Below are 24,704 nucleotides of genomic sequence, written 5' to 3'. Positions count from 1 at the left end.
GGGTGCTCGGTGCTGGGGGTCAGATCGTGCGGACCGGGCGGGCCGGGTTGCCGACGGCGACGACATCGGCGGGGACGTCCTTGGTGACCACCGCGCCGGCGCCGATGACGGAGTTGTCCCCGATGGTCACTCCGGGACACACGACGACCCCGCCGCCGAGCCAGACGTTGTCCCCGATGGTGATGGGCAGCGCGGCCTCCAGCTTGTCGCGGCGGGGCCCCGGTTCCACCGGGTGGGTGGGCGTGAGGAGCTGGACGTTGGGTCCGATCTGGCAGTCCTCGCCGATGGTGATGGGGGCGACGTCCAGCGCGGTCAGGTGGTAGTTGACGAAGGTGCGGGCGCCGATGGTGATGTTGCTGCCGTAGTCGACGTACAGGGGCGGGCGTACGTCGACGTCCTCCCCGGCGGAGGCGAGGAGCTCGGTGAGGATCTTCCTCGCCTCGGCGGGGTCCTCCAGGTACGCGCTCTGGTAGCGGGCCGTCAGCCGCATCGCGTGCCGCAGCCGGCGGGCGATCTCCGGGTCGTCGGCGATGTAGAGGTCGCCCGCGAGCATCCGTTCGAGGTTGGTGCGCGGGTCACCCGCGAAGTGGTCCGTCGGCATGCGTACGATCGTACGCTCGGCGGAGCGCCGGGGCACCCACCGGAACAGGACGACACGGTCAGTCCAGTTCGCCCCGTTCCATACAGAACTCGTTGCCTTCCGGGTCGGCCAGGGTGACCCAGCCGCCGCCGTCGGGGCGGGTGTGGTCGGCGAGCAGGCGGGCGCCGAGCGCGAGGGCGCGGGCCACCTCGTCGGCGCGGGTGCGGCCCCGGGGCCGCAGGTCGAAGTGGAGGCGGTTCTTCGCGGTCTTGCCCTCCTCCACCCGGACGAACAGCAGGCCCGGGCCGCCGGACGGGTCCTCGATCAGGGCCTCGGGGTCGCCCGGCTTGTCGTCGTCGGCGAGCGGGTTGCCGAGCATCCCGCTCCAGAACAGGGCGAGGTCGTAGGGGTCGCCGGTGCAGTCGAAGGTGATGTGGCGAATGACGGGGTGGTGGGTCAACTGCCCTCCCGGGGCGGGGTCCTGTTCCGGCCCCCGGCGGTCGGGGGTCGGTGCGGCAGCTTCCCGCGCGGGGAGGGTGCGGGGCGAGCGGTTTTCCGGGGACCTGAACGACGGACCGGCCGGGGGTCCGGCGGTCAGGTCCCCGGGTGGTCACTGCGCCGGGGCCAGCTCCGCCCGGCCGAAGAGGAGGGCGTAGCCCGGGGGCAGGTGGGCCAGCACGCGGGTCACCAGGGCGTCGCCCACCAGGGCCGGCAGGACGCTCAGGACGGAGCTGACGTCCCAGCGGGCCGTGGCCGGGGTCGCGCCCTCGATGCGGGCCGCGACCGAGTCGACGAACTCCGCCGCCGTAAGGCTGCGGGTCGCCGGGATCTGCGAGGCGACGACTCTCGCCGCCTCCTCGGGCAGGGCGCGGGCGAGTTCGACGCGTTCGTCACCGACGACGTGGCCGCCGAGGGCGGAGAGGACGACACGGGTGACGCTTTCCGCCTCCGCCCGCGTCGGGTACTGGCCCGACTCCTTCACCGTGTCGATCAGTTGGCGCCAGCCGTCGCTGCGCTCCGGGGCCGGGATCACCGGCCGCGGGCTCGCGGGTGCGGGCGTGCGCGGGGTGGTCAGCGTGGTCATGTGCGGCTCCTCTCCTTCTTCCGGGGCCTCGGCCGTCCGCCCCGCTGCACCGGGACGGGCGGGCATGGGGGCGCGCCCCGCGGGCGGCCGGTGGACGGCCGGGGTCCGCGGGACGCGGTGCGTGGTGCTGCGTCAGCTGCTGATCTGCCTGCGGCCGCCGCCGCCGGTGATCTGGATGCGGCGCGGCTTGGCCTGCTCCGCCACCGGGATGCGCAGGGTCAGCACGCCGGCGTCGTAGGAGGCGTCGATGCGTTCCGTGTCCAGGGTTTCACCGAGGAAGAGCTGACGGGTGAAGGTGCCGGTGGGGCGTTCGGCGACCACCGGCTCCGCGTCCTCGGGGGCCGGGGAGCGGCGTTCGGCGCGCACGTTGAGGACGTTGCGCTCGACGTCCAGTTCGATGCTCTCCGGGTCGATGCCGGGGAGGTCGAAGTGGACGATGAAGTCGTCCCCCGCCCGGTAGGCGTCCATCGGCATCACCGAGGGACGGGCGGCCGAACCGAGGACCTGCTGCGCGAGCCGGTCGAACTCGCGGAACGGGTCGGTACGCATGAGCATCACAGTCCACTCCCTTCTGCGGTGTCATCTGTGCGATGCCCTCGTCTACGTCTTCTTATATAGCTCGGAGGAGGAAACTTGACAACCTCCGACTCAAGTCGAGCCGGGCCGCCCCCGTGCGGTCCGTACGCCGTCCGGGCGTTAGCCTCGGAAGCCGGTGAGAGACCGCCCCCCTCGGGCGTCGTGGCAGAAGGCAGGCAGGCATGGCGAAGGTTCCCAGCTCGGTGGTGGCCGCGAGCGGACTCGTCGGGGGGTACGGCGTGGCCCGCTGGACCCGGAAGCGGCAGCTGGGCGGGGTCGTCCTCGCCGTCGCCGGGGCCGCTGCGGCGCAGCAGTGGCGGGAGCGGGCCGGGGGCAGGGCGGCGGGCGCGCTGTCCGTGGCCTACGTCGCCGCGTTCGCCGGGTCGCATCCGCTGGCCAGGAAGGTGGGCGCCTGGCCCGCCGTGTTCGGCGCCGCGGGGGCCGTGGCGCTCGCTTCGTGGGCGGTGGCGGACCGGCGGGGCTGAACCGGCACGGCTGAGCCGGCCCGGCTGGACGGCGGGACCGATGTGCCGCGCCCGGCTCACGGAGGGGGCGAGGTGCCGTACCCCGCTCACGGAGGGGGCGAGGTGCCGCGCCCGGCTCACGGAGAGGGCGAGGTGCCGTACCCCGCTCACGGAGGGGGCCAAGTGTCGCGCCCGGCTCACGGCGTCACCGGCTGCGAGCCCGGGCCCGCGTCCGCGTCCAGGTCCGGGCGGGTCCCCGCCTTCGCCTGGGACGCCGCCGCCGTGAGCGGCGTGGCGATGTCCTCCAGGGAGCGGCGCTCCGCCTTCACCGCGAGGAACGCGGCCACCAGGCCCGCCGCGCACATCAGGCCGGCGCCGATCTGGAAGGCGAGGACCGTGTCGCCGACCTTGCCCGTGCCGGTGAGGTCGGCGAAGAGCAGGGGGCCGCTGATGCCGCCCGCGGCGGTGCCGAGGGCGTAGAAGAAGGCGATGGACATCGCGCGGGTCTCCATGGGGAAGACCTCGGAGACCGTCAGGTACGCGCTGCTCGCACCGGCGGAGGCGAAGAACAGGACCGCGCACCAGCAGGCGGTGAGGGTCGTCGCGCCGAGCGAGCCCCGGTCGAAGAGCCAGGCCGTGCCGAACAGCAGGATGCCCGAGAGCAGGTACGTGCCGGAGATCATCACCCGGCGGCCGACCGTGTCGAAGAGCTTGCCGAGCAGCAGCGGGCCCAGGAAGTTGCCGACCGCGATCACGGCGAAGTAGTAGCCGGTGCTGCCTGACGGCACGTCGTAGAACGTGGTCAGGATCGCGCCGAAGCCGAAGGTGATGGCGTTGTAGAGGAACGCCTGACCGATGAAGAGGGAGAAGCCGAGGACGGAGCGCCTGCGGTACTTGGCGAAGACGGTGCGGGCGATCTCGGTGAACGTGACGTTCTTGCGCTGGTGGATGGTCAGTTCGCCCTCCGCGCGGGGCAGCGGCTCCTTCCGCTCGGCCTCGACCCGCTGCTCGATCTCGCCGACGATGCGTTCCGCTTCCTCGTCACGGCCGTGGATCAGCAGCCAGCGGGGGCTTTCCGGGACGTGGCGCCGTACGAGGAGGATGACCAGGGAGAGGACGGCGCCGAGGGCGAAGGTCAGGCGCCAGCCGACGTCCGCCGGGAAGATCGACGTGTCCAGCGCGAGGATCGACAGCAGGGAACCGCCCACCGCGCCCAGCCAGAAGCTGCCGTTGATCATCAGGTCGACGCGGCCCCGGTACCGGGCCGGGATCAGCTCGTCGACCGCGGAGTTGATGGCCGCGTACTCGCCGCCGATGCCGAAGCCGGTGAGGAAGCGGAAGAGGAAGAACCACCAGGTGTCGAAGGCAATCGCGGTGAGGGCGGTGGCGCCGAGGTAGACCGCGAGGGTGATCATGAAGAGCTTCTTGCGGCCCCAGATGTCGGTCAGGCGGCCCCAGAACAGGGCGCCCGCGCAGGCACCGGCCACGTAGAGGGCGGCGGCGATGCCGGTGACCTCGCCCGAGGTGATGGGCAGTCCGCTGCCCGGCTCGGACAGGCGGCCGGCGATGTTGCCGACGACCGTGACCTCCAGGCCGTCGAGGATCCACACGGTGCCGAGACCGATGACGACGGTCCAGTGCCAGCGGGACCACGGCAGGCGGTCCAGACGGGCGGGGATGCTGGTGGTGATGGTGCGTCCGGTCCCGGACTGCGCGGTGGTCATGGGCTCCCTCCCTGGCGAAGCGACCTCCGTCGGATGCCCCGGGCCGGCGCTTTCACGCCCGCCCGGCCGCCCGCCTCCCCGACGCCCGCCCGCCCCGTCCCTTCGGGCGCGCCGCCCGCCCCCTCACACCGGGCGTGCCATGCCCCGCGCCGGCGTCCCGCTCCGCCGCGCGGAGCGGCCCGTCGCCCCGCTCGCCCCGCTGGTCCCGCTGGTCCCGCCGCGCGCTATGCCCCCAGCGCCCGCGACACCGTGTAGATGAGCAGGCCGGCCAGGGAGCCGACCACTGTGCCGTTGATCCGGATGAACTGAAGGTCGCGGCCGATGTTCGCCTCGATCTTCTTCGTGGTGTGCTCGGCGTCCCAGCTCGCCACCGTGTCCGTGATCAGCGAGGTGATCTCCTTGCGGTAAGTGGTCACCACGTACACCGCGGCGCCCTCCACCCAGCCGTCGACCTTGCCCTGCACCTTGGGGTCGGCGGCCATGCGGGCGCCCAGCGAGAGCAGCGAGGCCCGCACGCGCAGCCGCAGCTCGCTGCGCTCGTCCTCCGCCGCGGAGACGATCATGGAGCGTACGGCGGTCCAGGCGGAGGCGATCAGGTCCTGCACCTCGTCGCGGCCGAGGACCTCGCCCTTGAGACGCTCTATCCGGGCCCGGGTGTCGGTGTCGGACTGCAGGTCGGAGGCGAAGTCGGTGAGGAAGCGGTCGAGGGCGCCGCGCGCGGGGTGGGCGGGCATGTCGCGCATCTCGGTGACGAAGCGCAGCAGTTCGCGGTAGACGCGCTCGCCGACCTTGCGGTCCACGAACCGGGGGGTCCAGCCGGGCGCGCCGCCCTGCACGGCGTCCATCACGGAGTCGCCGTGCAGCACCAGCCAGTCGTGGGCCCGGGTGACGATGAGGTCGACGGCGCGTTTGTGCCCGCCGTCGGCGACGATCTTCTCCAGCATCTTGCCCATGCCGGGCGCGATCTCCTGGGCGTCGGCGCGACGGGTGATGGCCTCGCCGACCACCGCCTGCACGTCGGAGTCGCGCAGCACGGTCAGCGCGCCGCGCAGGGCCGCCGACAGCTCGGCGGTGACCCGGTCGGCGTGTTCCGGGACGGCGAGCCAGGCGCCGAGCCGGCTGCCGATGCCGACGGCGCGCAGCCTGAGCCGGACGACGTCCTCGGAGAGGAAGTTCTCACCGACGAACTCGCCGAGGGAGACGCCGAGCTGGTCCTTCTTGGTGGGGATGATCGCGGTGTGCGGGATGGGCAGGCCGAGGGGGCGGCGGAAGAGGGCGGTGACGGCGAACCAGTCGGCGAGCGCGCCGACCATGCCGGCCTCGGCCGCGGCGGCCACGTAGCCCGCCCAGGGGCCCGCGCCCTGGTGGGAGGCCCACTTGGTGAGGACGTAGACCAGGGCGACGAACAGCAGCAGTCCGGTGGCGGTGAGCTTCATCCGGCGCACCCCGCGCTGCTTCTCCTCGTCCGCGGGACTGAAGGCCGTCATGGCGCGGTTCGAGAACGCGCCGGTGCGGGCATGCTGCCCTTCGGCGCCCCGGTCTCCGGTTTCAGCCGTTTTGGTCTGTTCCATCCGCTCCACCCGCTCGGTGATCCCTCACACATTGTCCCTTCCTGACCGACTCCCGGAACGGCACAGGAGTTCCCGGCGTCTGTCCGGAGGGGGAATGTCCGGGGACATCACCTAGGGGCCGGGGGCCACCCAGGGGGTCCGGTCGGTCTCCCCACCACCCATGACCCATCATGGGATCACCGGATCGGAGCCTCGGGCTCCCATCTTTCGAGGAGAACAGAACAGCATGACCCGGGGTCGTGACGGGGGCGCGGGAGCGCCTCCCGCCAGGCAGCGCGCCCTGCTCGCCGCGATCGTCGCCGCGATCGTGGCGGTTTCCGCCGCCATCTACGTCGGTGTGGCGGCCGACGACGGTACGACGTACCGCAACGCCCTCGCCGGTGGCCGCGGCGAGCGGCCCGGCCCGGCCGCACCCGCCTCCACCGGCACCTGGGTCGCCTCCTGGGCGACCTCCCCGGTCGGCGGCGAGCCCGGCACGGAGCTGGCCGGCCTCGCGGGCCGCTCGGTGCGCAACGTCGTCCACACGAGCGCCGGCGGCACCGCTGCCCGCGTCACGCTGTCCAACCTCTACGGCCAGTCCGCGCTGACCATCACCCACGCCTCGATCGCCGTCTCCGCGTCCCCGGGCACGGCGGCGGCCCTCGCGCGGACCATGCGGCAGCTCACCTTCACCGGCAGTCCGACGGTCGTCGTCCCGGCCGGCGGGCAGGTGATCAGCGACGTCGTGCGCATCACCGTGCCGCACGACGGCGACGTCCTGGTCACCACGTACTCCCCCACCCCGTCCGGGCCGGTCACCTACCACCCGCACGCCCGCCAGATCTCCTACGTCGCGGAGGGCGAGCACACCCGGGACACGACCGGGGCCGCGTACACCGGGCAGAGCACGTTCTGGCGGTACCTGACCGCGCTGGACGTGCTGAGCAACGAGTCGGACGGCACCGTCGTCGTCCTCGGCGACTCGCTGACCGACGGGATCACCTCCACGACCGGCGCGAACAACCGCTGGCCGGACGTGCTGTCCGACCGGCTGCGCGCCGCGCTCGCGGCCGGGCGGGACGTGCCGCGCCACAGCGTCGTCAACGAGGGCATCAGCGGCAACCAGGTCCTCGCCGACGGCCTGGGCCGCCCGGCCGAGAACCCCAGTGGCCTGAACCGCTTCGACCGCGACGTCCTGGGCCGCACCAACGTCAAGGCCGTCGTCGTCGTCCTCGGCATCAACGACATCCTGCGCCACCCCGGCACCGCCGACCCGGACCGGATCCTGGCGGGCCTGACCACCCTGGTCGAACGGGCCCACGCCCGGGGCCTGAAGGTCGTCGGCGCGACCCTGATGCCGTTCGGCGGCCACCGCGGCTACACCGACGCGCGCGAGGCGGTACGGCAGCGGATCAACGAGGAGATCCGCGCGGGGCACGTGTTCGACGCGGTCGCCGACTTCGACAAGGCACTGCGCGACCCGTACGACCCGCGCCGCTTCCGCGCGGACTACGACTCCGGCGACCACCTCCACCCGAGCGACAAGGGCTACACACGGATGGCGGAGACCTTCGACCTGGACACCCTCAAGGGCAGCGCACCGGCCCGGCTGTAGCGGCCCCGGGGCCCGCCGGGTCCCGGGGGGGCGGGCCCGGCATCGGCGCCATGCCCCTCCGTGGCGGCGGGCCCCACGCACGCCGGTCCCCACCCGCGCCGGGCGGGTCCCGCACCGGCAGCAAGCGCGCGACGCCCCCCACGGACTCCGGCCCGACCACCGCGACGACCGCGACGACCGCGACGACCGCGTGAACGGTCGGCGTGCCGCGCGTCGGTCCTCGACCCGCGCCGGGCGGCCCCGGCCACGGCGGCACGCGCGCCGCGCCCACGTCGGCTCACCGGCCGAGCAGGGCCGTACAGCCCGTGCGGCCCGTGCGGCCCGTACAGCCCGTACAGCCCGTGCGGCCCGTGCGGCCCGTACAGCCCGTGCGGCCCATGCGGCCCATGCGGCCCGTGCGGCCGGAGCACGTGCCGGGGCCGCCCCGGCGCGAGCCGTCGCTCAGCGGTCCCCGTCCCGGCCGCGTTCCCCTCGTTCCTCCGGCTGCCGCTCGGGCCGGCCGTGCAGGTCCAGGCCCAGCGGGTCGTGGAGGCCGTGCCCGTCGCGGCGGGAACCCTCCAGCTCCCGGCGCCGGTTCTCCTTGCGCTCCAGCTTCTCCCGCCGGCGCTCCTCGCGCAGCCGCTGCTTCTCCGAGCGCGGCAGCTTGCGCTGCACGCCGACGCCGCCCCAGAAGGCCAGGCCCGTCACGATCACCCGGGGCGCGCCGGGCTCGCCCGGCACCCCCTCCTCACGGTGGTCGAAGCCGCCCATGATGCCCACGCCGCGCACCACGACCTCGACCCCCGGCGGCACCACGACATCCACCCCGCCCATGATCGCGACGGCGTTGACGACGATCTCCCGGTCCGCGAAGTACGCCTCGCGCAGATCGATCTCCCCGCCGCCCCAGAACGCGAAGCAGTTGAACCGCCGCGGCGCCGTCCACCGCCCCTTGCGCTGGAAGCCCGACATCACGGCCACGGCCCACGTCGACGTGCCCTCGTCACCGCCGACGATCCGCTCCCCCCAGTCACCGCCCCCCTGCGGGTCCTTCGTCAGGGACACCGCGGGCACCGCCGCCGTGCCGTGACCCGGCAGATCGCGCGTGATCGGCGTCAGCTCCCCGTACGTCCGCGCCCTGTACGTCGCGTCCAGCCGCTCCTCGAACTCCTCCATGTCGAGACGGCCCTCCGCGAGGGCGTCCCGCAGGATCTCGGCGACCCGTTCACGGTCGGCGTCGGAGGCGCGGAGGTCCCGGGCGGCAGCGTCGTCGGTCATACCCAGCAGCCTACGAGTTGCCCCCGCCGCCCGGCTACGCACAACGACGCCTACGCGACGGGCCGCCCCGCCCGCCGCTCCGCGTACATCTTCGCGATGACCGCCTCGATGTCCGGCTCCCGCACCGACAGGTCGACCAGCGGATACTCCGCCGCGATCCGCGCCACGAGGCCCGCCGCCGACGCCGACGCCGGGAACGCCAGCCACTGCCGCGGCCCCTCCACCCGCACCACCCGCGCCGGCGACGGCGCCGCAATCGGCGGAAGCTCCCGCTCCAGGTCCACCACCAGGATCCGCTCGCTCTCCCCCGCCTCGTGCAGCCCGGCGAGCGCACCGTCGTACACCAGCCGGCCGTGGTCGATGACCATCACCCGCGAACACAACTGCTCGATGTCCTGAAGGTCGTGCGTGGTCAGCAGCACCGTCGTGGCCCGCTCGGCGTTCAACCCCCGCAGGAACTCCCGCACCCTGGTCTTGGAGATGACGTCCAGGCCGATCGTCGGCTCGTCCAGGTACAGCACCTCCGGATCGTGCAGCAGCGCCGCCGCGATGTCCCCGCGCATCCGCTGACCCAGCGACAGCTGACGCACCGGCACGTCCAACAGCTCGCCCAGATCCAGGAGTTCCACCATCCGGTCCAGGTTCTCGCGGTAGCGCGCGGCCGGAATGCGGTACATGCGGTGCACCAGCCGGTACGAGTCGATCAGCGGCAGGTCCCACCACAGCGTCGTCCGCTGCCCGAACACCACCCCGATCCGGTGCGCCAGCCGCGTCCGCTCACGCGAGGGATCGATCCCGGCGACCCGCAGCCGGCCACCGCTCGGCGTCAGGATCCCGGTCAGCATCTTGATCGTCGTCGACTTCCCGGCACCGTTCGGCCCGATGTAGCCGACCATCTCACCCCGCGCCACCGAGAACGAGATCGAGTCCACCGCCCGCACCCGGTGCCGCTCCCGCTTCAGGAAGCCGGTCTTCCTGCGCACGTCGAAGACCTTCTCGACGCCGTCCAGTTCAATGAAGGGGTCCATCGTCCGCCCAGGATCCATCATCCGCCCACTAACTCCCCGTACTCCGGTACGACCTGAGCCCCACCCGCCACGCCAGAGCCGCCAGCGCACAGCACACCACCGCCACCAGCGGCGACACGAACGCCGCCCACGACGGCAGACCGACCGGATACGGCCGCCCCAGGATGTGGGCGGCCGGCACCCAGTTCACGAACGCCAGCGGCAGCACGAACGTCGCCCCGCGCACCAGGTCCTTCCCGAACACGCTCGGCGGATACTGCAACAGCGTCGTCCCGCCGTACGTGAACGCGTTCTGCACCTCGGCCGCGTCCTGCGCGAAGATCTGGAAGGCCGCCCCCGCCACGAAGACCGCCGAGAAGATGGCCGCACCGCTGAGCACCATCACCGGCACCAGCAGCACCTTCGACACGCTCCAGTCGGCCTCCACCGCCACCAGCGCCCAGCCCAGCACCACCGACCCCTGCACCACCCGGCCCAGCCGGCGCAGCGCGAAACGGTCCGCGCCGACCTGCGCGAGCACCGGCACCGGACGCACCAGCAGCGTGTCGAACGAGCCGTCCCGCATCCGGGCCCCCAGCACGTCCATCGACCCCAGCAGCAGATCGGCGATCCCGAACGACGTCACCGACAACCCGTACAACAGGGCGACCTCGGGCAACGACCAGCCGCCCAGCGAATCGACCTGCGAGAACATCAGCAGGATCCCCACGAAGTCCATGCCGGTCATCACCAGGTTGCCGACCAGCGTCGCGACGAACGACGCACGGTAGGTCATCCCCGCCCGCACCCACATCCCCGCGATCAGCCCGTACGCCCGCACCCCCTCGACGACGGCGCTCCGCTCACCCACCCTGCACCACCACCCGACGCGTCGCCGCCGACTGCACCAACCGCCCCAGCGCCAGCAGCGCCACCGCCCACGCCGCCTGGAACGCGAACGCCCCCCACGGCTCCGTCTCCCCCATCAGCACATCCGCCGGCACCTGGATCTGCGCCGCCCACGGCAGCACCCGCACCACATCGCCGTACACCCCCGGGAACGCGTTCAGCGGCAGCACCATCCCCGAGAAGAACACCCCCGTGATCATCACCACCTGACTGATGCCCATGCCGTCCATCAGCCAGAACGCACACAGGGCCGCCAGATAACGGATCGCGAAGCTCACCACCGCCGCCAGCAGCAGCGCGACCGTGAACGCCCCCCACACGGACACCTCCGACGGCAACGCCATCGGGAAGAACAGCCAGCCGAACAGGAACGGGACCACCCCCCGCCCCAGCATCTGGAACAGCGCCCGCCCCAGATCACCGGCCAGCCACCACAGTTGCAGATCGACCGGCCGGTACAGGTCGACCGCGATCTCACCGGTGCGGATCCGCCCCATCAGATCCTTCTCCGCACCGCCCCCCTGAATGGCCAGCGTCGCGTACAGGCACTGCCCCAGCCACACGTACGTCACCGCCTGCGCCTGGTCGTACCCGCCGAGCCCCGGCCGCTCCTCCCACAGCGCCAGATACGTGTACACGAGGATCAGCCCGAACACCGTGTTGGTGAACACCCCGGCCGCGGTGGCCGCCCGGTACGACGCGTACCGCCGGAAACCCCCCACCGCGACGGCCAGATACAGCCGCGCCGAGCCCACGCCCACCACCCTCCTCCGCACCGGCACCGAAGCGCAGGAGCCTAGTGCGTCCCCCGCACCCACTGCCACGCAATTACCTCCCCGCCCCCGCCGCGCGAGCAGCCCCGCGGGGCCATGCGTGTGAGAAGCCGGACGGGTGCGCGACGCGCGCCGTCACCGAAGAACGCACCACCGGATGGGACAGTCTTGAATAAGGGGAACAGACCACGCGTACAACGACGAACGCCACGAACCAGGCGAACGAGGCGGAACAGGAGTCCGTGCACGACATGAGCGACGAGCCGCAGCCGCAGCAGCCCCACCGGGGCTGGGCACCCAGACAGCCCCGAGCGGCCGCCCCCCGCCGGGGCACCACGGGACGCACCCCCCGGCGCACCGGATGGCGCCGCCTCGTCCCCACCTGGCGGACCGCACTCGGCAGCCTCCTCATCGCCTCCCTGCTCGTCATCGGCGGCTTCTTCCTCGGCTACCACCTCGTACGGATCCCCGCCGCCAACGCCCTCGCCACCCAGCAGGCCAACGTCTACCTCTACGCCGACGGCTCCGTCATCGCCCGCGACGGCGAGGTCAACCGGGAGAACGTCACCCTCGCCCAGATCTCGAAGGACGCCCAGCACGCCGTCCTCGCCGCCGAGGACCGCGACTTCTACACCGAGTCCGCCATCGACCCGCAGGCCATGATCCGCGCCGCCTGGAACACCGCCACCGGCAAGGGCAAACAGTCCGGATCCACCATCACCCAGCAGTACGTGAAGAACTACTACCTGCGCCAGGAACAGACCATCACCCGCAAGGTGAAGGAGTTCTTCATCTCCATCAAGCTCGACCGCGAACAGAGCAAGGACCAGATCCTCGAGGGCTACCTCAACACCAGCTTCTTCGGCCGCGGCGCCTACGGCATCCAGGCCGCCGCCCACGCCTACTACGGCATCGACGCCTCCCGGCTCGACGCCGGCCGCGCCGCCTACCTCGCCGCCCTCGTCAACGCCCCCAGCCAGTACGACGTCATCACCCACCCCGAGAACCGCGACGCCGTCGAACGCCGCTGGAACTACGTCCTCGACGGCATGGTCGACGAAGGCTGGCTCGACCGGTCCCGCCGCGCCGCGATGGAATTCCCCGTCCCGAAGAAGACCACCCTGCCCACCGGCCTCTCCGGACAGCGCGGCTACATCGTCGACATCGTCAAGAACCACCTCACCGAGAACGACATCGTCGACGAGACCGCCCTCGACGCCGGCGGCTACCGCATCACCACCACCCTCCACAAGGACAAACAGGACGCCTTCGTCGACGCCGTCAACGACAACCTGATGGACCGCCTCGACCACGACGCCCGCAAGGTCGACACCTACGTCCGCGCCGGCGGCGCCTCCATCGACCCGAAGACCGGCAAGGTCGTCGCCATGTACAACGGCATCGACTACGTCAAGCAGTACACACCCAACGCCACCCGCCGCGACTTCCAGGTCGGCTCCTCCTTCAAGCCGTTCGTCTTCACCGCCGCCGTCGAGAACGGCTCCCGCACCCAGGACGGCCGCCCCATCACCCCCAACACCGTCTACGACGGCACCAGCGAACGCCCCGTCCAGGGCTGGAGCGGCCACTACGCACCCGAGAACGAGGACCACCGCGACTACGGCAGGATCACCGTCCGCGAGGCCACCGACAAATCCGTCAACGCCGTCTACGCGCAGATGGCCGTCGACGTCGGCCCCGACGAGGTCCGCCGCACCGCCATCGACCTGGGCCTGTCCAAGAACACCCCCAGCCTCGACGACGCCGGCCCCTCCATCGCCCTCGGCGTCGCCACCGCCAGCGTCCTCGACATGGCCGAGGCCTACGCCACCCTCGCCAACCACGGCCGGCACGGCGCCTACACCATGATCGAGAAGATCACCCACGGCACCCGCACCGTCGAACTGCCCGCCCGCCACACCCGCCAGGCCGTCAGCCGCCAGGCCGCCGACACCACCACCTCCGTCCTGCGCGGCGTCGTCGACAAGGGCACCGCCACCGCCGCCCAGACCGCAGGCCGCCCCGCCGCCGGCAAGACCGGCACCGCCGAGGAGGACACCGCCGCCTGGTTCGCCGGCTACACCCCCGACCTCGCCACCGTCGTCGCCGTCATGGGCCAGGACCCCGTCACCGCCGGACACAAGTCCCTCTACGGCGCCATGGGCCTGCCCCGCGTCAACGGCGGCGGCGCCCCCGCCGAGATCTGGGGCCAGTACACCCGCGACGCCCTCCGAGGACAGCCCGTCCAGGCCTTCGACCTCCGCCTCCAGCCCGGCGCCTGGCGCACCCAGCCACCCGCCGACGAGACCGGCAGCGGCACCCCCGACACCCCCGCCGACGACACCGGCAGCGGAACACCCGAGGACACCGGCACCGGCGACCGGACCCCCGACGACACCGAGGAACAGACGGGCGGCGGCATCACCGGCGACACCACCGGCGAAGACGGCCAGGACGACGGCACCACCACCGAGGACGGCACCACCGACGAACAGACCACCGGCGACGACACCGGCGAGGGCGACGCCAACGGCGACGACCCCGCCGACCCCGACGGCCTGACCGGCACTCTCACCCAGAACCAGCGCCGGGACTGGTGGTGACCCCCGTCAGTGCCCGCCGGCCGTCGCCTTCAGCCCCACCACGGCCACCAGCAGCAGACAGATGAAGAAGATCCGGGCGGCCGTCACCGGCTCCCCCAGCACCACCATCCCCAGCACCGCCGCCCCGGCCGCACCGATCCCCACCCACACGCCGTACGCCGTACCGATCGGCAGCGTACGAGCCGCGTACGACAGCAACACCATGCTGGCCACGATGCCCGCGCCCGTGAGGACACTGGGCACGAGACGGGTGAAACCATCGGTGTACTTCATACCGACCGCCCACCCCACCTCGAGCAGACCGGCGACGACAAGCAGAACCCACGCCATGACAGGCACCTCCGGGACACGAACGGAAACGGGGGTGCGTCGTCTTTGCCTTCATCCCGGTACGGCGCGTCTCGTCGGGACCCCTACAGGGTCCTCCCACCCTAGCCCGCACACACGAGAAGGGGCCGGTGACCATGGTCACCGGCCCCTTCCCCCGTCCACCTACAGGTACAAGCCGGTCGAATCCTCGGAACCCTCGAACCGGTCCGCGGCCACCGCGTGCAGATCCCGCTCCCGCATCAGCACGTACGCCGTGCCCCGCACCTCGACCTCCGCCCGGTCCTCCGGGTCGAACAGCACCCGGTCACCCGGCTCCACGGTCCGCACGTTCTGCCCCACCGCGACCACCTCGGCCCAGGCCAGCCGACGGCCCACCGCCGCCGTCGCGGGAATCAGGATCCCGCCCCCGGAACGCCGCTCACCCTCACTCGTGTCCTGCCGCACCAGCACACGATCGTGCAGCATCCGAATGGGCAGCTTGTCGTCCTGGGAACCCTGCTCGTGTCTCTTCGCGCTCACGCCCTGAAACCTACCCGCAATCGCCACGACCGTGGACGCGCGGGTCAGCGCCGGCGCCGACGGGACCCCAGGGCCACCAGCCCCACGACCCCCACCACCAGCACCGCCACCGGCACGACCCGCTCCAGCCGGGGCGAACCCTCCTCGTCCACGAACTGCGCCTTGACGTCGCTCACCACACGATTGACGCCGACGTACGCCCGCCCGAGCGTGTGGTCCACATGCGACGCCACCCGGGCCTTCGCGTCCCCCACGATCGTCTTCGGGTGCACCCGCACACCGATCTCGTCCAGGGTCTCGGCCAGCACCGCGCGACGGCGCCTGATGTCCGCCTCGATCTCCGCCGGGGTCCTGGTGTCCGCCGTGTCCGCCACCGTGCCGCCTCCGAAATCCGCTGATACCTGTGCCGCACAGTCTGTCAGCTTCACACCGCCACGCACTGTCAGGACCCCCGGTTACCCTCGATCCCGGCACCCGATCCACGCAGCGCGTACGTACGAGGAGACCAGACCGATGAGCGAACGCCTCCAGCCCGGGGACGAGGCCCCCGCCTTCACCCTGCCCGACGCCGACGGCAACGAGGTGTCCCTGGCCGACCACAAGGGCCGCAAGGTCATCGTCTACTTCTACCCGGCCGCCCTCACCCCCGGCTGCACCAAGCAGGCCTGCGACTTCACCGACAACCTCGACCTCCTCGCAGGCGCCGGGTACGACGTGATCGGCATCTCCCCCGACAAGCCCGAGAAGCTCGCCAAGTTCCGCGAGGCGGAGTCCCTGAAGGTCACCCTCCTCGCCGACCCCGACAAGAAGGTCCTGGACGCCTACGGCGCCTTCGGCGAGAAGAAGAACTACGGCAAGACCTACATGGGCGTCATCCGCTCCACGATCGTCGTCGACGAACAGGGCAAGGTCGAACGCGCCCTCTACAACGTCCGCGCGACGGGCCACGTAGCCAAGATCATCAAGGACCTGGGCGTCTGAGCCAGCGAGCCCACGGAACGGCCCGTACCGGATCCCCGGTACGGGCCGTTCCGCTTTCCGTGCGCAACCGTCCGATATCCGGATCGTTACTCCGTACGAGGCCACGAACGGGTGGCCGGGAGATGGAGAGGTGCATGACTGCTCAGCACGCGTCTGACCCGTACGGCAAGGAACGACTGACGTCGGCCGTCGCCGAAGCCCGCAACTGGGCTGACCTGATGCGACGTCTCGGGCTCACCACAAGTGGGGGGCAGCGGCGCGTGCTTCAGGAGAAAGTCGCCGTACACGGATTGGATACGAGCCACTTCGCGAAACGCAGCCCGTGGCGCAAGTACCCGGATGCCGCCATCGCCAAGGCCGCTGCGTCATCGTCGTCGCTGCGCGAAGTGGCCCTGAAGCTGGGGGCGACCCCCGCCACCGGAACCCTGTCCCACATCCGACGCCGGATTGACGCGGCACACATCGACATCAGCCACTTCCCCGGCATGGATCGCGCCGAGTTGGAGCTGCCCTTCACAACCGAGGAGCTGAGAGAAGCCGCAGCGTCAGCGACCAGCACGCGCGGGGTAGCGCGCACCCTCGGCGTGCCGGACGACAGCCGTTCGCGAGCAACGCTGAGCCGCATGCTTCAGGCTCGGCAGATTGACGTAAGCCATTTCACTTACCGCCGTCCGCCCATCCCCGAGGACAAACTCCGGGAGCTGGTAGGGACCTCTGCGAGCTACGCCGATGTGATGCGTGGTCTCGGCCTGGATGTGAACGACACCAACCATCGACGCGTCCGACGTACGACAGCCCGCCTCGGCCTCGACACGAGCCACTTCAGACGCCGGAGCTGGGGACGGCCGGAGCGACCGGCACCCGCGCCCGTAGCCCACCGGGTGCTGGTCGTCCTACCCGACCACGCGGGACGAACCAACAGGAATCAGCTCCACCGGGCACTGACCGAGCTCGGAGTGACCTACGCGTGCGAGAGCTGCGGCAACACCGGAGAGTGGCTGGGACGACCGATCACCTTGCAGATCGACCACGTCAACGGAGACTGGCGCGACAACCGCCGGGATAATCTGCGGTACTTGTGCCCCAACTGCCACGCGCTGACAGAGACGTGGTGTCGCCAGAAGGGGAGGGTGACCTTCGCAGGGTGACCCATTCCCCCGTACACTGAGCGTCGCCGGTCAGGCGTGATGACCGTTTTTGAGCGGCCGTGTCGTAATTGGCAGCCGAGCTGCGTTTAGATCGCAGTGGGCGAAAGCCCGTGTGGGTTCGAATCCCACCGGCCGCACCGCCCCCCACCTTTGAAGCAAGGGCGGGGGGCGTCTTCATGAGTCAGCCCAGCAGGTCCCGGACCACTGGTACGAGGGCTCGGAACGCCTTTCCGCGGTGGCTGATGGCGTTCTTCTCGGCCGGGGTGAGTTCGGCGCAGGTGCGGGTTTCGTGCTCCGGCTGGAGGATCGGGTCGTAGCCGAAGCCGTTCGTGCCGGACGGTTCCCTGCGCAGGGTGCCCCTCAGCCGGCCCTCGACGACTCGCTCCGTGCCGTCGGGGAGGGCGAGGGCCGCCGCGCAGGCGAAGTGGGCGTCCCTGTGTTCGTCGGCGATGTCCGCGAGCTGGGCCAGGAGCAGGTCCAGGTTGGCCTTGTCGTCGCCGTGGCGGCCGGCCCAGCGGGCGGAGAAGATGCCGGGGGCGCCGCCCAGGACGTCGACGCAGAGGCCGGAGTCGTCGGCGACGGCGGGCAGGCCGGTGGCCCGGGCGAGGGCGTGGGCCTTGAGCAGCGCGTTCTCGGCGAAGGTGACACCGGTTTCCTTGACGTCGGGGACGTCGGGGTAGGCGTCGGCGCCGACGAGTTCGTGCGGGAGTCCCGCGTCGGCGAGGATCGACCGGAGTTCGGTGATCTTTCCGGCGTTGCGGGTGGCGAGGATCAGGCGGGTCATGGGCCCAGTATCCCGGGCCCATGGCTCACTCGTGTGTCACGGGGTGCAGACCTTGGTGAGTTCGCCGGCCGCGTCGGTGACGGGGCTGATGTCGGGGGTCCGGTCGCCGTTCTCGATGGAGGTGCGGACGTTCTCGACGGCCTTCTCGAGGTTGTCGACGGCGTTGCCGACGTCGGCGTTGTCGGTCTTGTCGCCGATCTCGCCGAGGTTCTTGTCTATCGAGTCGAGGGATTCCTCGAGCTGGGTGACGTCGTTGCCGGCGTTTTCGACGGCCTGCTGCATGTCCGTGACGCTGTCGGCGATGGCGTCGGCGGTCTGGACGCAGTCCAGTGCCTTGTCGACGGCGGCGCAGCCGGTGGTGAGTCCGGCGGTCAGCGCGACGGCCGCCAGGGTGGCGGCGACGGCTGTGGTGCGGCGTCGGCGGCTCGCGGCCATGGAACGGTCCCTCCCTCATCGGGCCGTTCGGCCCGGTCAGCTGGCCGGGCGCCCGGGGGTGAGCCGTGCGCCCGTACTTGTTCAGACGCGGGGGCGGCCGGCGCGGTTGCTCCGCGTCGGCCACCTGTCTTGGTGCGTCCTTTACCTTTCGAGGACGGTATCAAGTGCCGCGCGCTGTGCGGCGGCGAGTTCGGTGCAGCCGCTGACGGCGAGGTCGAGGAGGGCGTCGAGTTCGTCGCGGGCGAAGGGTTCGGCTTCGGCGGTGCCCTGGACCTCGACGAAGCGGCCGTCGCCGGTGCAGACGACGTTCATGTCGGTGTCGGCCTTGACGTCCTCCTCGTAGCAGAGGTCGAGGAGGGGGACTCCGCCGACGATGCCGACGGAGACGGCGCTGACGGTGCCGGTGAGGGGTTGGCGGCCGGGGCGGATGAGCTTCTTGCCCTGGGCCCAGGTGATGGCGTCGGCGAGGGCGACGTAGGAGCCGGTGATGGCGGCGGTGCGGGTGCCGCCGTCGGCCTGGAGGACGTCGCAGTCGAGGACGACGGTGTTCTCGCCGAGGGCCTTGTAGTCGATGACGGCGCGCAGGGAGCGGCCGATGAGCCGGCTGATCTCGTGGGTGCGGCCGCCGATGCGGCCGCGGACGGACTCGCGGTCGCCGCGGGTGTTGGTGGCGCGGGGGAGCATGGCGTATTCGGCGGTGACCCAGCCCTCGCCGCTGCCCTTGCGCCAGCGGGGGACGCCTTCGGTGACGGAGGCGGTGCAGAGGACCTTGGTGTCGCCGAAGGAGACGAGGACGGAGCCTTCGGCGTGCTTGCTCCAGCCGCGTTCGATGGTGACCGGGCGGAGTTGTTCGGGGGTGCGGCCGTCGATTCGAGACATGGTGTCGAGCCTAGCCGTACAGGGGAAGGGGCCCCTTCCGCAGGTGCGGGAGGGGCCCCGAAGGTGTGGCCGCGGTTCACATCATGTCTTCGATTTCGGCGGCGACGGGGTCGGCGTCGGTGCCGATGACGACCTGGATGGCGCTGCCCATCTTGACGACGCCGTGGGCGCCGGCGGCCTTGAGGACGGCTTCGTCGACCTTGGAGGGGTCCACGACCTCGGTGCGGAGGCGGGTGATGCAGCCCTCGACCTCTTCGATGTTGTCGATGCCGCCGAGCCCGGCAACGATCTTCTCAGCCTTCGTGGCCATGTTCGCTCTCCCTGATCCGAACCGCTTTGTCGCAGTAACCCACAGTTGGCCCATCTTTGCGAGCGGTCGTGTCGTGGGTGCCGAATGATGGCGTCACGACAGCGGAACCGTCCTGCGTGACTGGTCTACACCACCGGGTGGGTGGTGGCAAAACCGCTGGCGACCGCCTTCTGCGAAGGGGACCGGATGAGTACCGAGAGTCCCGTCGGCGCCGGGGGTGCGGTGGGTCCGGCGCGTGAGCGCTGGAACCGGTTGTTCCAGGGGATGCAGAAGATGGGGCGCGGTCTGCAGCTGCCGATCGCGGTGCTGCCGGCGGCGGGCATCCTGAACCGGCTGGGGCAGCCGGATGTGTTCGGGGACGAGGGTCTGGGCTGGACGAACGTCTCCAAGGTGATGGTGGGCGCGGGCGGGGCGCTGCTGGACGGTTCGCTGGGGCTGCCGCTGCTGTTCTGTGTGGGGGTGGCCATCGGGATGGCGAGGAAGTCGGACGGTTCGACGGCGCTGGCGGCGGTGGCGGGGTTCCTCGTCTACTTCACCGTGCTGCGCCAGTTCCCGGAGGACTGTCCGGAGGGGGCGCGGGCGGTGCCGAACGTCGGCTGCCGGGTGGCGGACGGGACGGTGACGGCTTTCACGTATCAGAACCCGGGGGTGTTCGGCGGGATCGTGATCGGGCTGATGGCGGCGTACCTCTGGCAGCGGTTCCACCGGACGCGGCTGGTGGACTGGCTGGGTTTCTTCAACGGCCGCCGGCTGGTGCCGATCATCATGGCGTTCGCGGCGATCGTGTTCGCGGCGCTGTGTCTGTGGGTGTGGCCGCCGGTCGGTGACGGGCTGGAGAGTTTCAGTGACTGGATGAGCGGTCTGGGCGCGTGGGGCGCGGGTGTGTTCGGGATCGCGAACCGGGCGTTGCTGGTGGTGGGGCTGCACCAGTTCCTGAACGTGCCCATCTGGTTCCAGTTCGGCAGCTACACGAGGCCGGACGGTTCGGTGGTGCACGGTGACATCAACATGTTCCTCGCGGGTGATCCGGAGGCCGGGCAGTTCCTGTCGGGGTTCTTCCCGATCATGATGTTCGCGCTGCCGGCGGCGGCGCTGGCGATCACGCACTGTGCGCGGCCGGCCCGGCGCAAGGAGGTCGGCGGGCTGATGCTGTCGGTGGCGCTGACGTCGTTCGTCACGGGGATCACGGAGCCGATCGAGTACTCGTTCCTGTTCGTCGCGCCGTTGCTGTACGTGGTGCACGCGGTGCTGACGGGGGTGTCGATGGCGGTGACGTGGGGGCTGGGGGTGCGCGACGGGTTCAGTTTCTCGGCGGGGCTGATCGACTACGTCATCAACTGGAACCTGGCGACGCGGCCCTGGGCGATCGTGCCGATCGGGCTGTGCTTCGCGGCGGTGTACTACGTACTGTTCCGGTTCGCGATCACGCGGTTCGATCTGAGGACTCCGGGGCGGGAGCCGGAGGAGGAGGTGGAGGACGCGACGAAGGCGTGATCTCTTAAGGTGGGGGTGGCTGTTCGAGCCCTCGGATCCGGTGGTCCGGGGGCTCTTCGGCGTGCCCGGCGGAGGTTCCGTTTCGGGGTGTCGAGCGGGCACGGTGCGTAGCCCGGCGGTCGCGGAATCGCGGGTTCCTTACGCGGCCTTCATCGTGCTACAACAGGTCTACACCAGTAGTGGTGTAGACCACCACCGATGGAGGAAGTATGAGCACCGCCACCGACTCGGCGGCCCCCGCGAAGAAGCGGGGATCCGGCCTGTTCCAGGGCCTGCAGAAGGTCGGCCGCAGCCTTCAGCTCCCGATCGCCGTCCTGCCGGCGGCGGGCATCCTGCTCCGGCTCGGCCAGGCGGACGTCCAGGACAAGCTGAACCTGCCCGACAAGGTCACCGCGGTGTTCGCCACGGCGGGCGGCGCGATCTTCGACAACCTGCCGATGCTGTTCTGCATCGGTGTGGCGATCGGCTTCGCCAAGAAGGCCGACGGCTCCACCGCCCTCGCCGCCCTCGTCGGTTTCCTGGTCTACAGCAACGTCCTGAAGGCCTTCCCGGTCACCGAGGCGAAGGTGCAGGACGGCGCGGACATAGCCGCGACCTACAACAACCCCGGTGTCCTCGGCGGCATCCTGATGGGTCTGCTGGCCGCGGTCCTGTGGCAGCGCTACCACCGCAAGAAGCTGGTGGACTGGCTGGGCTTCTTCAACGGCCGCCGGCTCGTGCCGATCATCATGGCCTTCGTCGGCACCGCCATGGGCGTCTTCTTCGGTCTGGTCTGGGAGCCGATCGGCGAGGTCATCTCCGACGCCGGTGAGTGGATCACGGGTCTGGGCGCCGCGGGTGCCGGTCTGTTCGGTCTGATCAACCGCGCGCTGATCCCGATCGGCATGCACCAGTTCGTCAACACCGTCTCCTGGTTCCAGATCGGTGACTTCACCAACGCGGCGGGCGAGATCGTCCACGGCGACCTGAACCGCTTCTTCGCCGGTGACCCGGACGCGGGCCAGTTCATGTCGGGCTTCTTCCCGATCATGATGTTCGGTCTGCCGGCCGCCGCCATCGCCATCGCGCACGCCGCCCGTCCGGAGCGCCGCAAGGCCGTGATGGGCATGATGGTCTCGCTCGCGCTGACGTCCTTCGTGACCGGTGTGACCGAGCCGATCGAGTTCTCGTTCATGTTCATCGCCCCGGTGCTGTACGCGATCCACGCGGTGCTGACCGCCCTGTCCATGGCGATCACCTGGGCGCTCGGGGTGCACGCGGGCTTCACCTTCTCGGCGGGTGCCATCGACTACGGGCTCAACTGGAGCCTGTCGACCAAGCCGTGGCTGATCATCCCGATCGGTCTGGTCTTCGCGGCGGTCTACTACGGGCTCTTCCGCTTCGCGATCAGCAAGTTCAACCTGCCGACCCCGGGCCGCGAGCCGGAGGACGAGGTCGAGGACACCACGAAGGCGTGAGCCGCCCTCGTACGAGTCCCCGTACGAGCCCTCGTACGACATGACGCCGGGGTCCCCGGGAGCCGTGACGGCTTCCGGGGACCCCGGTCGTTTCGCGTCAGATCTGGTACGTCGCCCGGGGCGCCGCCAGCCCCACCGGGCCGTCGTACACCGCGCGGGCGTCGGTGAGGTTGATCTGCGGGTCCGTCCACGGGGGGATGTGGGTGAGGACGAGGCGGCGGGCGTGGGCGCGGGCCGCGGTCTCACCCGCCTCGCGGCCGTTGAGGTGCAGGTCGGGGATGTTCTCCTTGCCGTGCGTGAAGGCGGCCTCGCACAGGAAGAGGTCGGCGTCACGGGCGAGGTCGTCGAGCGCGGGGCTGACGCCCGTGTCGCCGGAGTAGGTCAGTGTCTTCCCGCCGTGTTCGATGCGGATGCCGTACGCCTCGACCGGGTGCGCGACGCGCTCGGTGTGGACGAGGAACGGGCCGATCTCGAAGGTGGACGGCTTGACCGTGTGGAAGTCGAAGACCTCGCTCATGGAGGAGGCCGTGGGGGTGTCGGCGTAGGCGGTGGTCAGCCGGTGTTCGGTGCCCTCGGGTCCGTAGACGGGCAGGGGGTCGCAGCGGCCGCCGTCGTGCCGGTAGTAGCGCGCGACGAAGTAGGCGCACATGTCGATGCAGTGGTCGGCGTGCAGGTGGCTGAGGAAGATCGCGTCGAGGTCGTAGAGACCGCAGTGGCGCTGCAGCTCGCCCAGGGCGCCGTTGCCCATGTCGAGGAGCAGCCGGAAGCCGTCGGCCTCGACGAGGTAGCTCGAGCAGGCCGATTCCGCGGACGGGAACGACCCCGAGCAGCCGACGACGGTGAGCTTCATGAAGCAGAAACCTCCGCTGGCGGGTGTGGAGAGACGGGGGTCGTGCGGTTTGTCGAGCGTAAGGCGCAAAACCTGTGGTCGCTCCTCCACCAGGGGCCGTTGTGGGCGAACTCACCTGTGCTGTCACCGGTTCGGCTGGAAGGGGCGCGTGCCGGGGCCGGGAGGGGGCGCGTGGGGGTGGCCCGCGCCGGTACGGTCGGGGCATGACCACGTCCTGGTGGCTCGTGCTCGTCGCGGTGGTGCTGCTCGCGCTGGTCGCCGCGCTCGTCGACGGATGGGGGCGCGGGCACCGCGGACGGGGACGGCGGGGGTCCGGCGGGGACCGCGGGCGGGAGTGATCCCGCGGCCCGGGGCGGCACCGGGAACGCGAAAGGGGCCGGAGACGTGCTCCGGCCCCTCTTCTCGCGTGCGGTGCGTGCGGTACTACGCCCAGAGCTGGCCCTGGAGGGTGTCGATGGCCTCTTCGGTCGTCGCGGCGGTGTAGACGCCGGTGGAGAGGTACTTCCAGCCGCCGTCGGCGACGACGAAGACGACGTCGGCGGTCTCGCCCGCCTTCTGGGCCTTCTTCGCGACGCCGATCGCCGCGTGGAGGGCGGCGCCGGTGGAGACGCCGGCGAAGATGCCCTCCTGCTGGAGGAGTTCACGGGTGCGGGTGACGGCGTCCGCGGAGCCGACGGAGAACCGGGTCGTCAGCACGGAGGCGTCGTACAGCTCGGGCACGAAGCCCTCGTCGAGGTTGCGCAGGCCGTAGACGAGGTCGTCGTAGCGGGGTTCGGCGGCGACGATCTTCACGTCGGGCTTGTGTTCGCGCAGGTAGCGGCCGACGCCCATGAGCGTGCCGGTGGTGCCGAGTCCGGCCACGAAGTGGGTGATCGAGGGGAGGTCGGCGAGGATCTCGGGGCCGGTGCCGGCGTAGTGCGCGCCGGCGTTGTCGGGGTTGCCGTACTGGTAGAGCATCACCCAGTCGGGGTGTTCGGCGGAGAGTTCCTTGGCGACGCGTACGGCGGTGTTGGAGCCGCCGGCGGCCGGGGAGCTGATGATCTCCGCGCCCCACATGCCGAGCAGGTCCCGGCGTTCCTGGGAGGTGTTCTCGGGCATCACGCAGACCATGCGGTAGCCCTTGAGCTTGGCGGCCATGGCGAGGGAGATGCCGGTGTTGCCGGAGGTCGGCTCCAGGATGGTGCAGCCCGGGGTGAGGCGGCCGTCCTTCTCCGCCTGCTCGATCATGAACAGGGCGGGGCGGTCCTTGATCGAGCCGGTGGGGTTGCGGTCCTCCAGCTTGGCCCAGATGCGGACGTCGGCGGACGGCGACAGCCGCGGCAGGCGCACCAGGGGGGTGTTGCCCACCGCGGCCAGCGGGGAGTCGTAACGCATC

General features: G+C 71.1%; 27 protein-coding genes, 1 tRNA gene and 1 riboswitch. Of the genes, 9 read left to right on the top strand and 19 right to left on the bottom strand.

Features of this window, described 5'->3' with window-relative positions:
* Nucleotides 1-19: 19 nt before the first annotated feature.
* The 4 genes from FHX78_RS21335 to FHX78_RS21320 form a co-directional block, all read right to left on the bottom strand.
* Nucleotides 20-601, bottom strand: a complete 582-nt coding sequence (locus FHX78_RS21335) for a sugar O-acetyltransferase (protein ID WP_145869026.1) — start codon at nucleotides 599-601, stop codon at nucleotides 20-22.
* 58 nt (nucleotides 602-659) lie between these two features.
* On the bottom strand, nucleotides 660-1,040 hold the full coding sequence (locus tag FHX78_RS21330; protein WP_145869025.1) for a VOC family protein: 381 nt from the start codon (nucleotides 1,038-1,040) through the stop codon (nucleotides 660-662).
* Nucleotides 1,041-1,190: 150 nt separating this feature from the next.
* Complete coding sequence (locus FHX78_RS21325) at nucleotides 1,191-1,664, bottom strand: DUF2267 domain-containing protein (RefSeq protein ID WP_145869024.1); 474 nt, start codon at nucleotides 1,662-1,664, stop codon at nucleotides 1,191-1,193.
* Between the two features lie 132 nt (nucleotides 1,665-1,796).
* Nucleotides 1,797-2,219 carry an Hsp20/alpha crystallin family protein gene (locus FHX78_RS21320; RefSeq protein WP_189908735.1) on the bottom strand — a complete coding sequence of 141 codons (423 nt, stop codon included), beginning with the start codon at nucleotides 2,217-2,219 and terminating at the stop codon, nucleotides 1,797-1,799.
* Nucleotides 2,220-2,422: 203 nt separating this feature from the next.
* On the opposite strand from FHX78_RS21320, the gene FHX78_RS21315 reads away from it, so the two are divergent.
* A complete protein-coding gene (locus FHX78_RS21315; RefSeq protein ID WP_145869022.1) occupies nucleotides 2,423-2,725 on the top strand; it encodes a hypothetical protein in 303 nt (100 codons plus the stop codon).
* 176 nt (nucleotides 2,726-2,901) lie between these two features.
* Here the strand turns inward: FHX78_RS21315 and FHX78_RS21310 are convergent, their stop codons facing one another.
* Nucleotides 2,902-4,428 carry an MFS transporter gene (locus tag FHX78_RS21310; RefSeq protein ID WP_145869021.1) on the bottom strand — a complete coding sequence of 509 codons (1,527 nt, stop codon included), beginning with the start codon at nucleotides 4,426-4,428 and terminating at the stop codon, nucleotides 2,902-2,904.
* 224 nt (nucleotides 4,429-4,652) lie between these two features.
* The gene (locus FHX78_RS21305; protein WP_145869020.1) at nucleotides 4,653-5,999 is read right to left on the bottom strand and encodes a DUF445 domain-containing protein; all 1,347 of its coding nucleotides are present in this window, start codon (nucleotides 5,997-5,999) and stop codon (nucleotides 4,653-4,655) included.
* 226 nt (nucleotides 6,000-6,225) lie between these two features.
* On the opposite strand from FHX78_RS21305, the gene FHX78_RS21300 reads away from it, so the two are divergent.
* Complete coding sequence (locus tag FHX78_RS21300) at nucleotides 6,226-7,593, top strand: SGNH/GDSL hydrolase family protein (protein ID WP_145869019.1); 1,368 nt, start codon at nucleotides 6,226-6,228, stop codon at nucleotides 7,591-7,593.
* Nucleotides 7,594-8,034: 441 nt separating this feature from the next.
* Here the strand turns inward: FHX78_RS21300 and FHX78_RS21295 are convergent, their stop codons facing one another.
* Genes FHX78_RS21295 through FHX78_RS21280 form a run of 4 tightly spaced genes read right to left on the bottom strand, consistent with a single transcriptional unit; the run spans nucleotide 8,035 to nucleotide 11,521 of the window.
* Entirely contained in the window at nucleotides 8,035-8,850 is an 816-nt protein-coding gene (locus FHX78_RS21295) for a DUF1707 SHOCT-like domain-containing protein (RefSeq protein ID WP_145869018.1), read from the bottom strand.
* Between the two features lie 50 nt (nucleotides 8,851-8,900).
* Nucleotides 8,901-9,878, bottom strand: a complete 978-nt coding sequence (locus FHX78_RS21290) for an ABC transporter ATP-binding protein (protein WP_145869017.1) — start codon at nucleotides 9,876-9,878, stop codon at nucleotides 8,901-8,903.
* A gap of 28 nt (nucleotides 9,879-9,906) precedes the next feature.
* The gene (locus tag FHX78_RS21285) at nucleotides 9,907-10,728 is read right to left on the bottom strand and encodes an ABC transporter permease (protein ID WP_145869016.1); all 822 of its coding nucleotides are present in this window, start codon (nucleotides 10,726-10,728) and stop codon (nucleotides 9,907-9,909) included.
* Complete coding sequence (locus FHX78_RS21280; protein ID WP_167531813.1) at nucleotides 10,721-11,521, bottom strand: ABC transporter permease; 801 nt, start codon at nucleotides 11,519-11,521, stop codon at nucleotides 10,721-10,723. The genes FHX78_RS21285 and FHX78_RS21280 overlap by 8 nt, the downstream gene beginning before the upstream one ends.
* 269 nt (nucleotides 11,522-11,790) lie before the next feature.
* Between FHX78_RS21280 and FHX78_RS21275 the strand changes: the two genes are divergently transcribed.
* Nucleotides 11,791-14,142 (top strand): transglycosylase domain-containing protein, encoded by a 2,352-nt coding sequence (locus FHX78_RS21275; RefSeq protein ID WP_145869014.1) that lies wholly within the window; start codon nucleotides 11,791-11,793, stop codon nucleotides 14,140-14,142.
* Between the two features lie 6 nt (nucleotides 14,143-14,148).
* On the opposite strand, the gene FHX78_RS21270 is transcribed toward FHX78_RS21275, so the two are convergent.
* From FHX78_RS21270 to FHX78_RS21260, 3 genes are all read right to left on the bottom strand, one after another.
* Nucleotides 14,149-14,472 carry a DMT family transporter gene (locus FHX78_RS21270; RefSeq protein ID WP_145869013.1) on the bottom strand — a complete coding sequence of 108 codons (324 nt, stop codon included), beginning with the start codon at nucleotides 14,470-14,472 and terminating at the stop codon, nucleotides 14,149-14,151.
* Nucleotides 14,473-14,505: 33 nt separating this feature from the next.
* Nucleotides 14,506-14,569: riboswitch (guanidine-III (ykkC-III) riboswitch) on the bottom strand.
* Between the two features lie 65 nt (nucleotides 14,570-14,634).
* Nucleotides 14,635-14,937, bottom strand: coding sequence for a GroES family chaperonin (locus FHX78_RS21265; RefSeq protein WP_199293027.1), 303 nt, complete (start codon nucleotides 14,935-14,937; stop codon nucleotides 14,635-14,637).
* 98 nt (nucleotides 14,938-15,035) lie between these two features.
* A complete protein-coding gene (locus FHX78_RS21260; RefSeq protein ID WP_145869011.1) occupies nucleotides 15,036-15,365 on the bottom strand; it encodes a DUF3618 domain-containing protein in 330 nt (109 codons plus the stop codon).
* Nucleotides 15,366-15,504: 139 nt separating this feature from the next.
* On the opposite strand from FHX78_RS21260, the gene bcp reads away from it, so the two are divergent.
* The 3 genes from bcp to FHX78_RS21245 all read left to right on the top strand — a co-directional run bounded on the left by bcp (nucleotide 15,505) and on the right by FHX78_RS21245 (nucleotide 17,257).
* Complete coding sequence (gene bcp, locus FHX78_RS21255; RefSeq protein WP_145869010.1) at nucleotides 15,505-15,972, top strand: thioredoxin-dependent thiol peroxidase; 468 nt, start codon at nucleotides 15,505-15,507, stop codon at nucleotides 15,970-15,972.
* A gap of 134 nt (nucleotides 15,973-16,106) precedes the next feature.
* Nucleotides 16,107-17,120, top strand: a complete 1,014-nt coding sequence (locus tag FHX78_RS21250) for an HNH endonuclease signature motif containing protein (protein WP_145869009.1) — start codon at nucleotides 16,107-16,109, stop codon at nucleotides 17,118-17,120.
* 53 nt (nucleotides 17,121-17,173) lie between these two features.
* Nucleotides 17,174-17,257 (top strand) — tRNA-Leu (locus FHX78_RS21245).
* 44 nt (nucleotides 17,258-17,301) lie between these two features.
* Here the strand turns inward: FHX78_RS21245 and rdgB are convergent.
* The 4 genes from rdgB to FHX78_RS21225 all read right to left on the bottom strand — a co-directional run bounded on the left by rdgB (nucleotide 17,302) and on the right by FHX78_RS21225 (nucleotide 19,528).
* Nucleotides 17,302-17,904: an RdgB/HAM1 family non-canonical purine NTP pyrophosphatase gene (rdgB, locus tag FHX78_RS21240; protein ID WP_145869008.1), complete on the bottom strand. Its 603-nt coding sequence runs from the start codon at nucleotides 17,902-17,904 to the stop codon at nucleotides 17,302-17,304.
* A 36-nt stretch (nucleotides 17,905-17,940) separates the two neighbouring features.
* Nucleotides 17,941-18,339 (bottom strand): hypothetical protein, encoded by a 399-nt coding sequence (locus FHX78_RS21235; RefSeq protein ID WP_145869007.1) that lies wholly within the window; start codon nucleotides 18,337-18,339, stop codon nucleotides 17,941-17,943.
* A 141-nt stretch (nucleotides 18,340-18,480) separates the two neighbouring features.
* Nucleotides 18,481-19,218 (bottom strand): ribonuclease PH, encoded by a 738-nt coding sequence (rph, locus tag FHX78_RS21230; protein ID WP_145869006.1) that lies wholly within the window; start codon nucleotides 19,216-19,218, stop codon nucleotides 18,481-18,483.
* Nucleotides 19,219-19,294: 76 nt separating this feature from the next.
* A complete protein-coding gene (locus FHX78_RS21225) occupies nucleotides 19,295-19,528 on the bottom strand; it encodes a PTS sugar transporter subunit IIB (RefSeq protein WP_145869005.1) in 234 nt (77 codons plus the stop codon).
* Between the two features lie 186 nt (nucleotides 19,529-19,714).
* Here FHX78_RS21225 and FHX78_RS21220 point away from each other — a divergent pair, with 186 nt between their 5' ends.
* The gene (locus tag FHX78_RS21220; protein ID WP_145869004.1) at nucleotides 19,715-21,022 is read left to right on the top strand and encodes a PTS transporter subunit EIIC; all 1,308 of its coding nucleotides are present in this window, start codon (nucleotides 19,715-19,717) and stop codon (nucleotides 21,020-21,022) included.
* A gap of 209 nt (nucleotides 21,023-21,231) precedes the next feature.
* Nucleotides 21,232-22,479, top strand: coding sequence for a PTS transporter subunit EIIC (locus tag FHX78_RS21215; RefSeq protein WP_145869003.1), 1,248 nt, complete (start codon nucleotides 21,232-21,234; stop codon nucleotides 22,477-22,479).
* Nucleotides 22,480-22,576: 97 nt separating this feature from the next.
* Here FHX78_RS21215 and FHX78_RS21210 read toward each other — a convergent pair whose 3' ends face one another.
* Complete coding sequence (locus FHX78_RS21210; RefSeq protein ID WP_145869002.1) at nucleotides 22,577-23,329, bottom strand: MBL fold metallo-hydrolase; 753 nt, start codon at nucleotides 23,327-23,329, stop codon at nucleotides 22,577-22,579.
* 203 nt (nucleotides 23,330-23,532) lie between these two features.
* Here FHX78_RS21210 and FHX78_RS37545 point away from each other — a divergent pair, with 203 nt between their 5' ends.
* Nucleotides 23,533-23,667, top strand: a complete 135-nt coding sequence (locus FHX78_RS37545; protein ID WP_373313130.1) for a hypothetical protein — start codon at nucleotides 23,533-23,535, stop codon at nucleotides 23,665-23,667.
* Nucleotides 23,668-23,752: 85 nt separating this feature from the next.
* Here the strand turns inward: FHX78_RS37545 and FHX78_RS21205 are convergent, their stop codons facing one another.
* Entirely contained in the window at nucleotides 23,753-24,703 is a 951-nt protein-coding gene (locus tag FHX78_RS21205; protein ID WP_145869001.1) for a PLP-dependent cysteine synthase family protein, read from the bottom strand.
* Between the last annotated feature and the right edge of the window lies 1 nt (nucleotide 24,704).

Origin of the sequence: Streptomyces capillispiralis (genome assembly GCF_007829875.1) — a bacterium.
Lineage (GTDB): Bacteria > Actinomycetota > Actinomycetes > Streptomycetales > Streptomycetaceae > Streptomyces > Streptomyces capillispiralis.
Note: the sequence above shows the minus strand (reverse complement) of the source record. Positions and strands in the feature narration are given on the sequence as shown.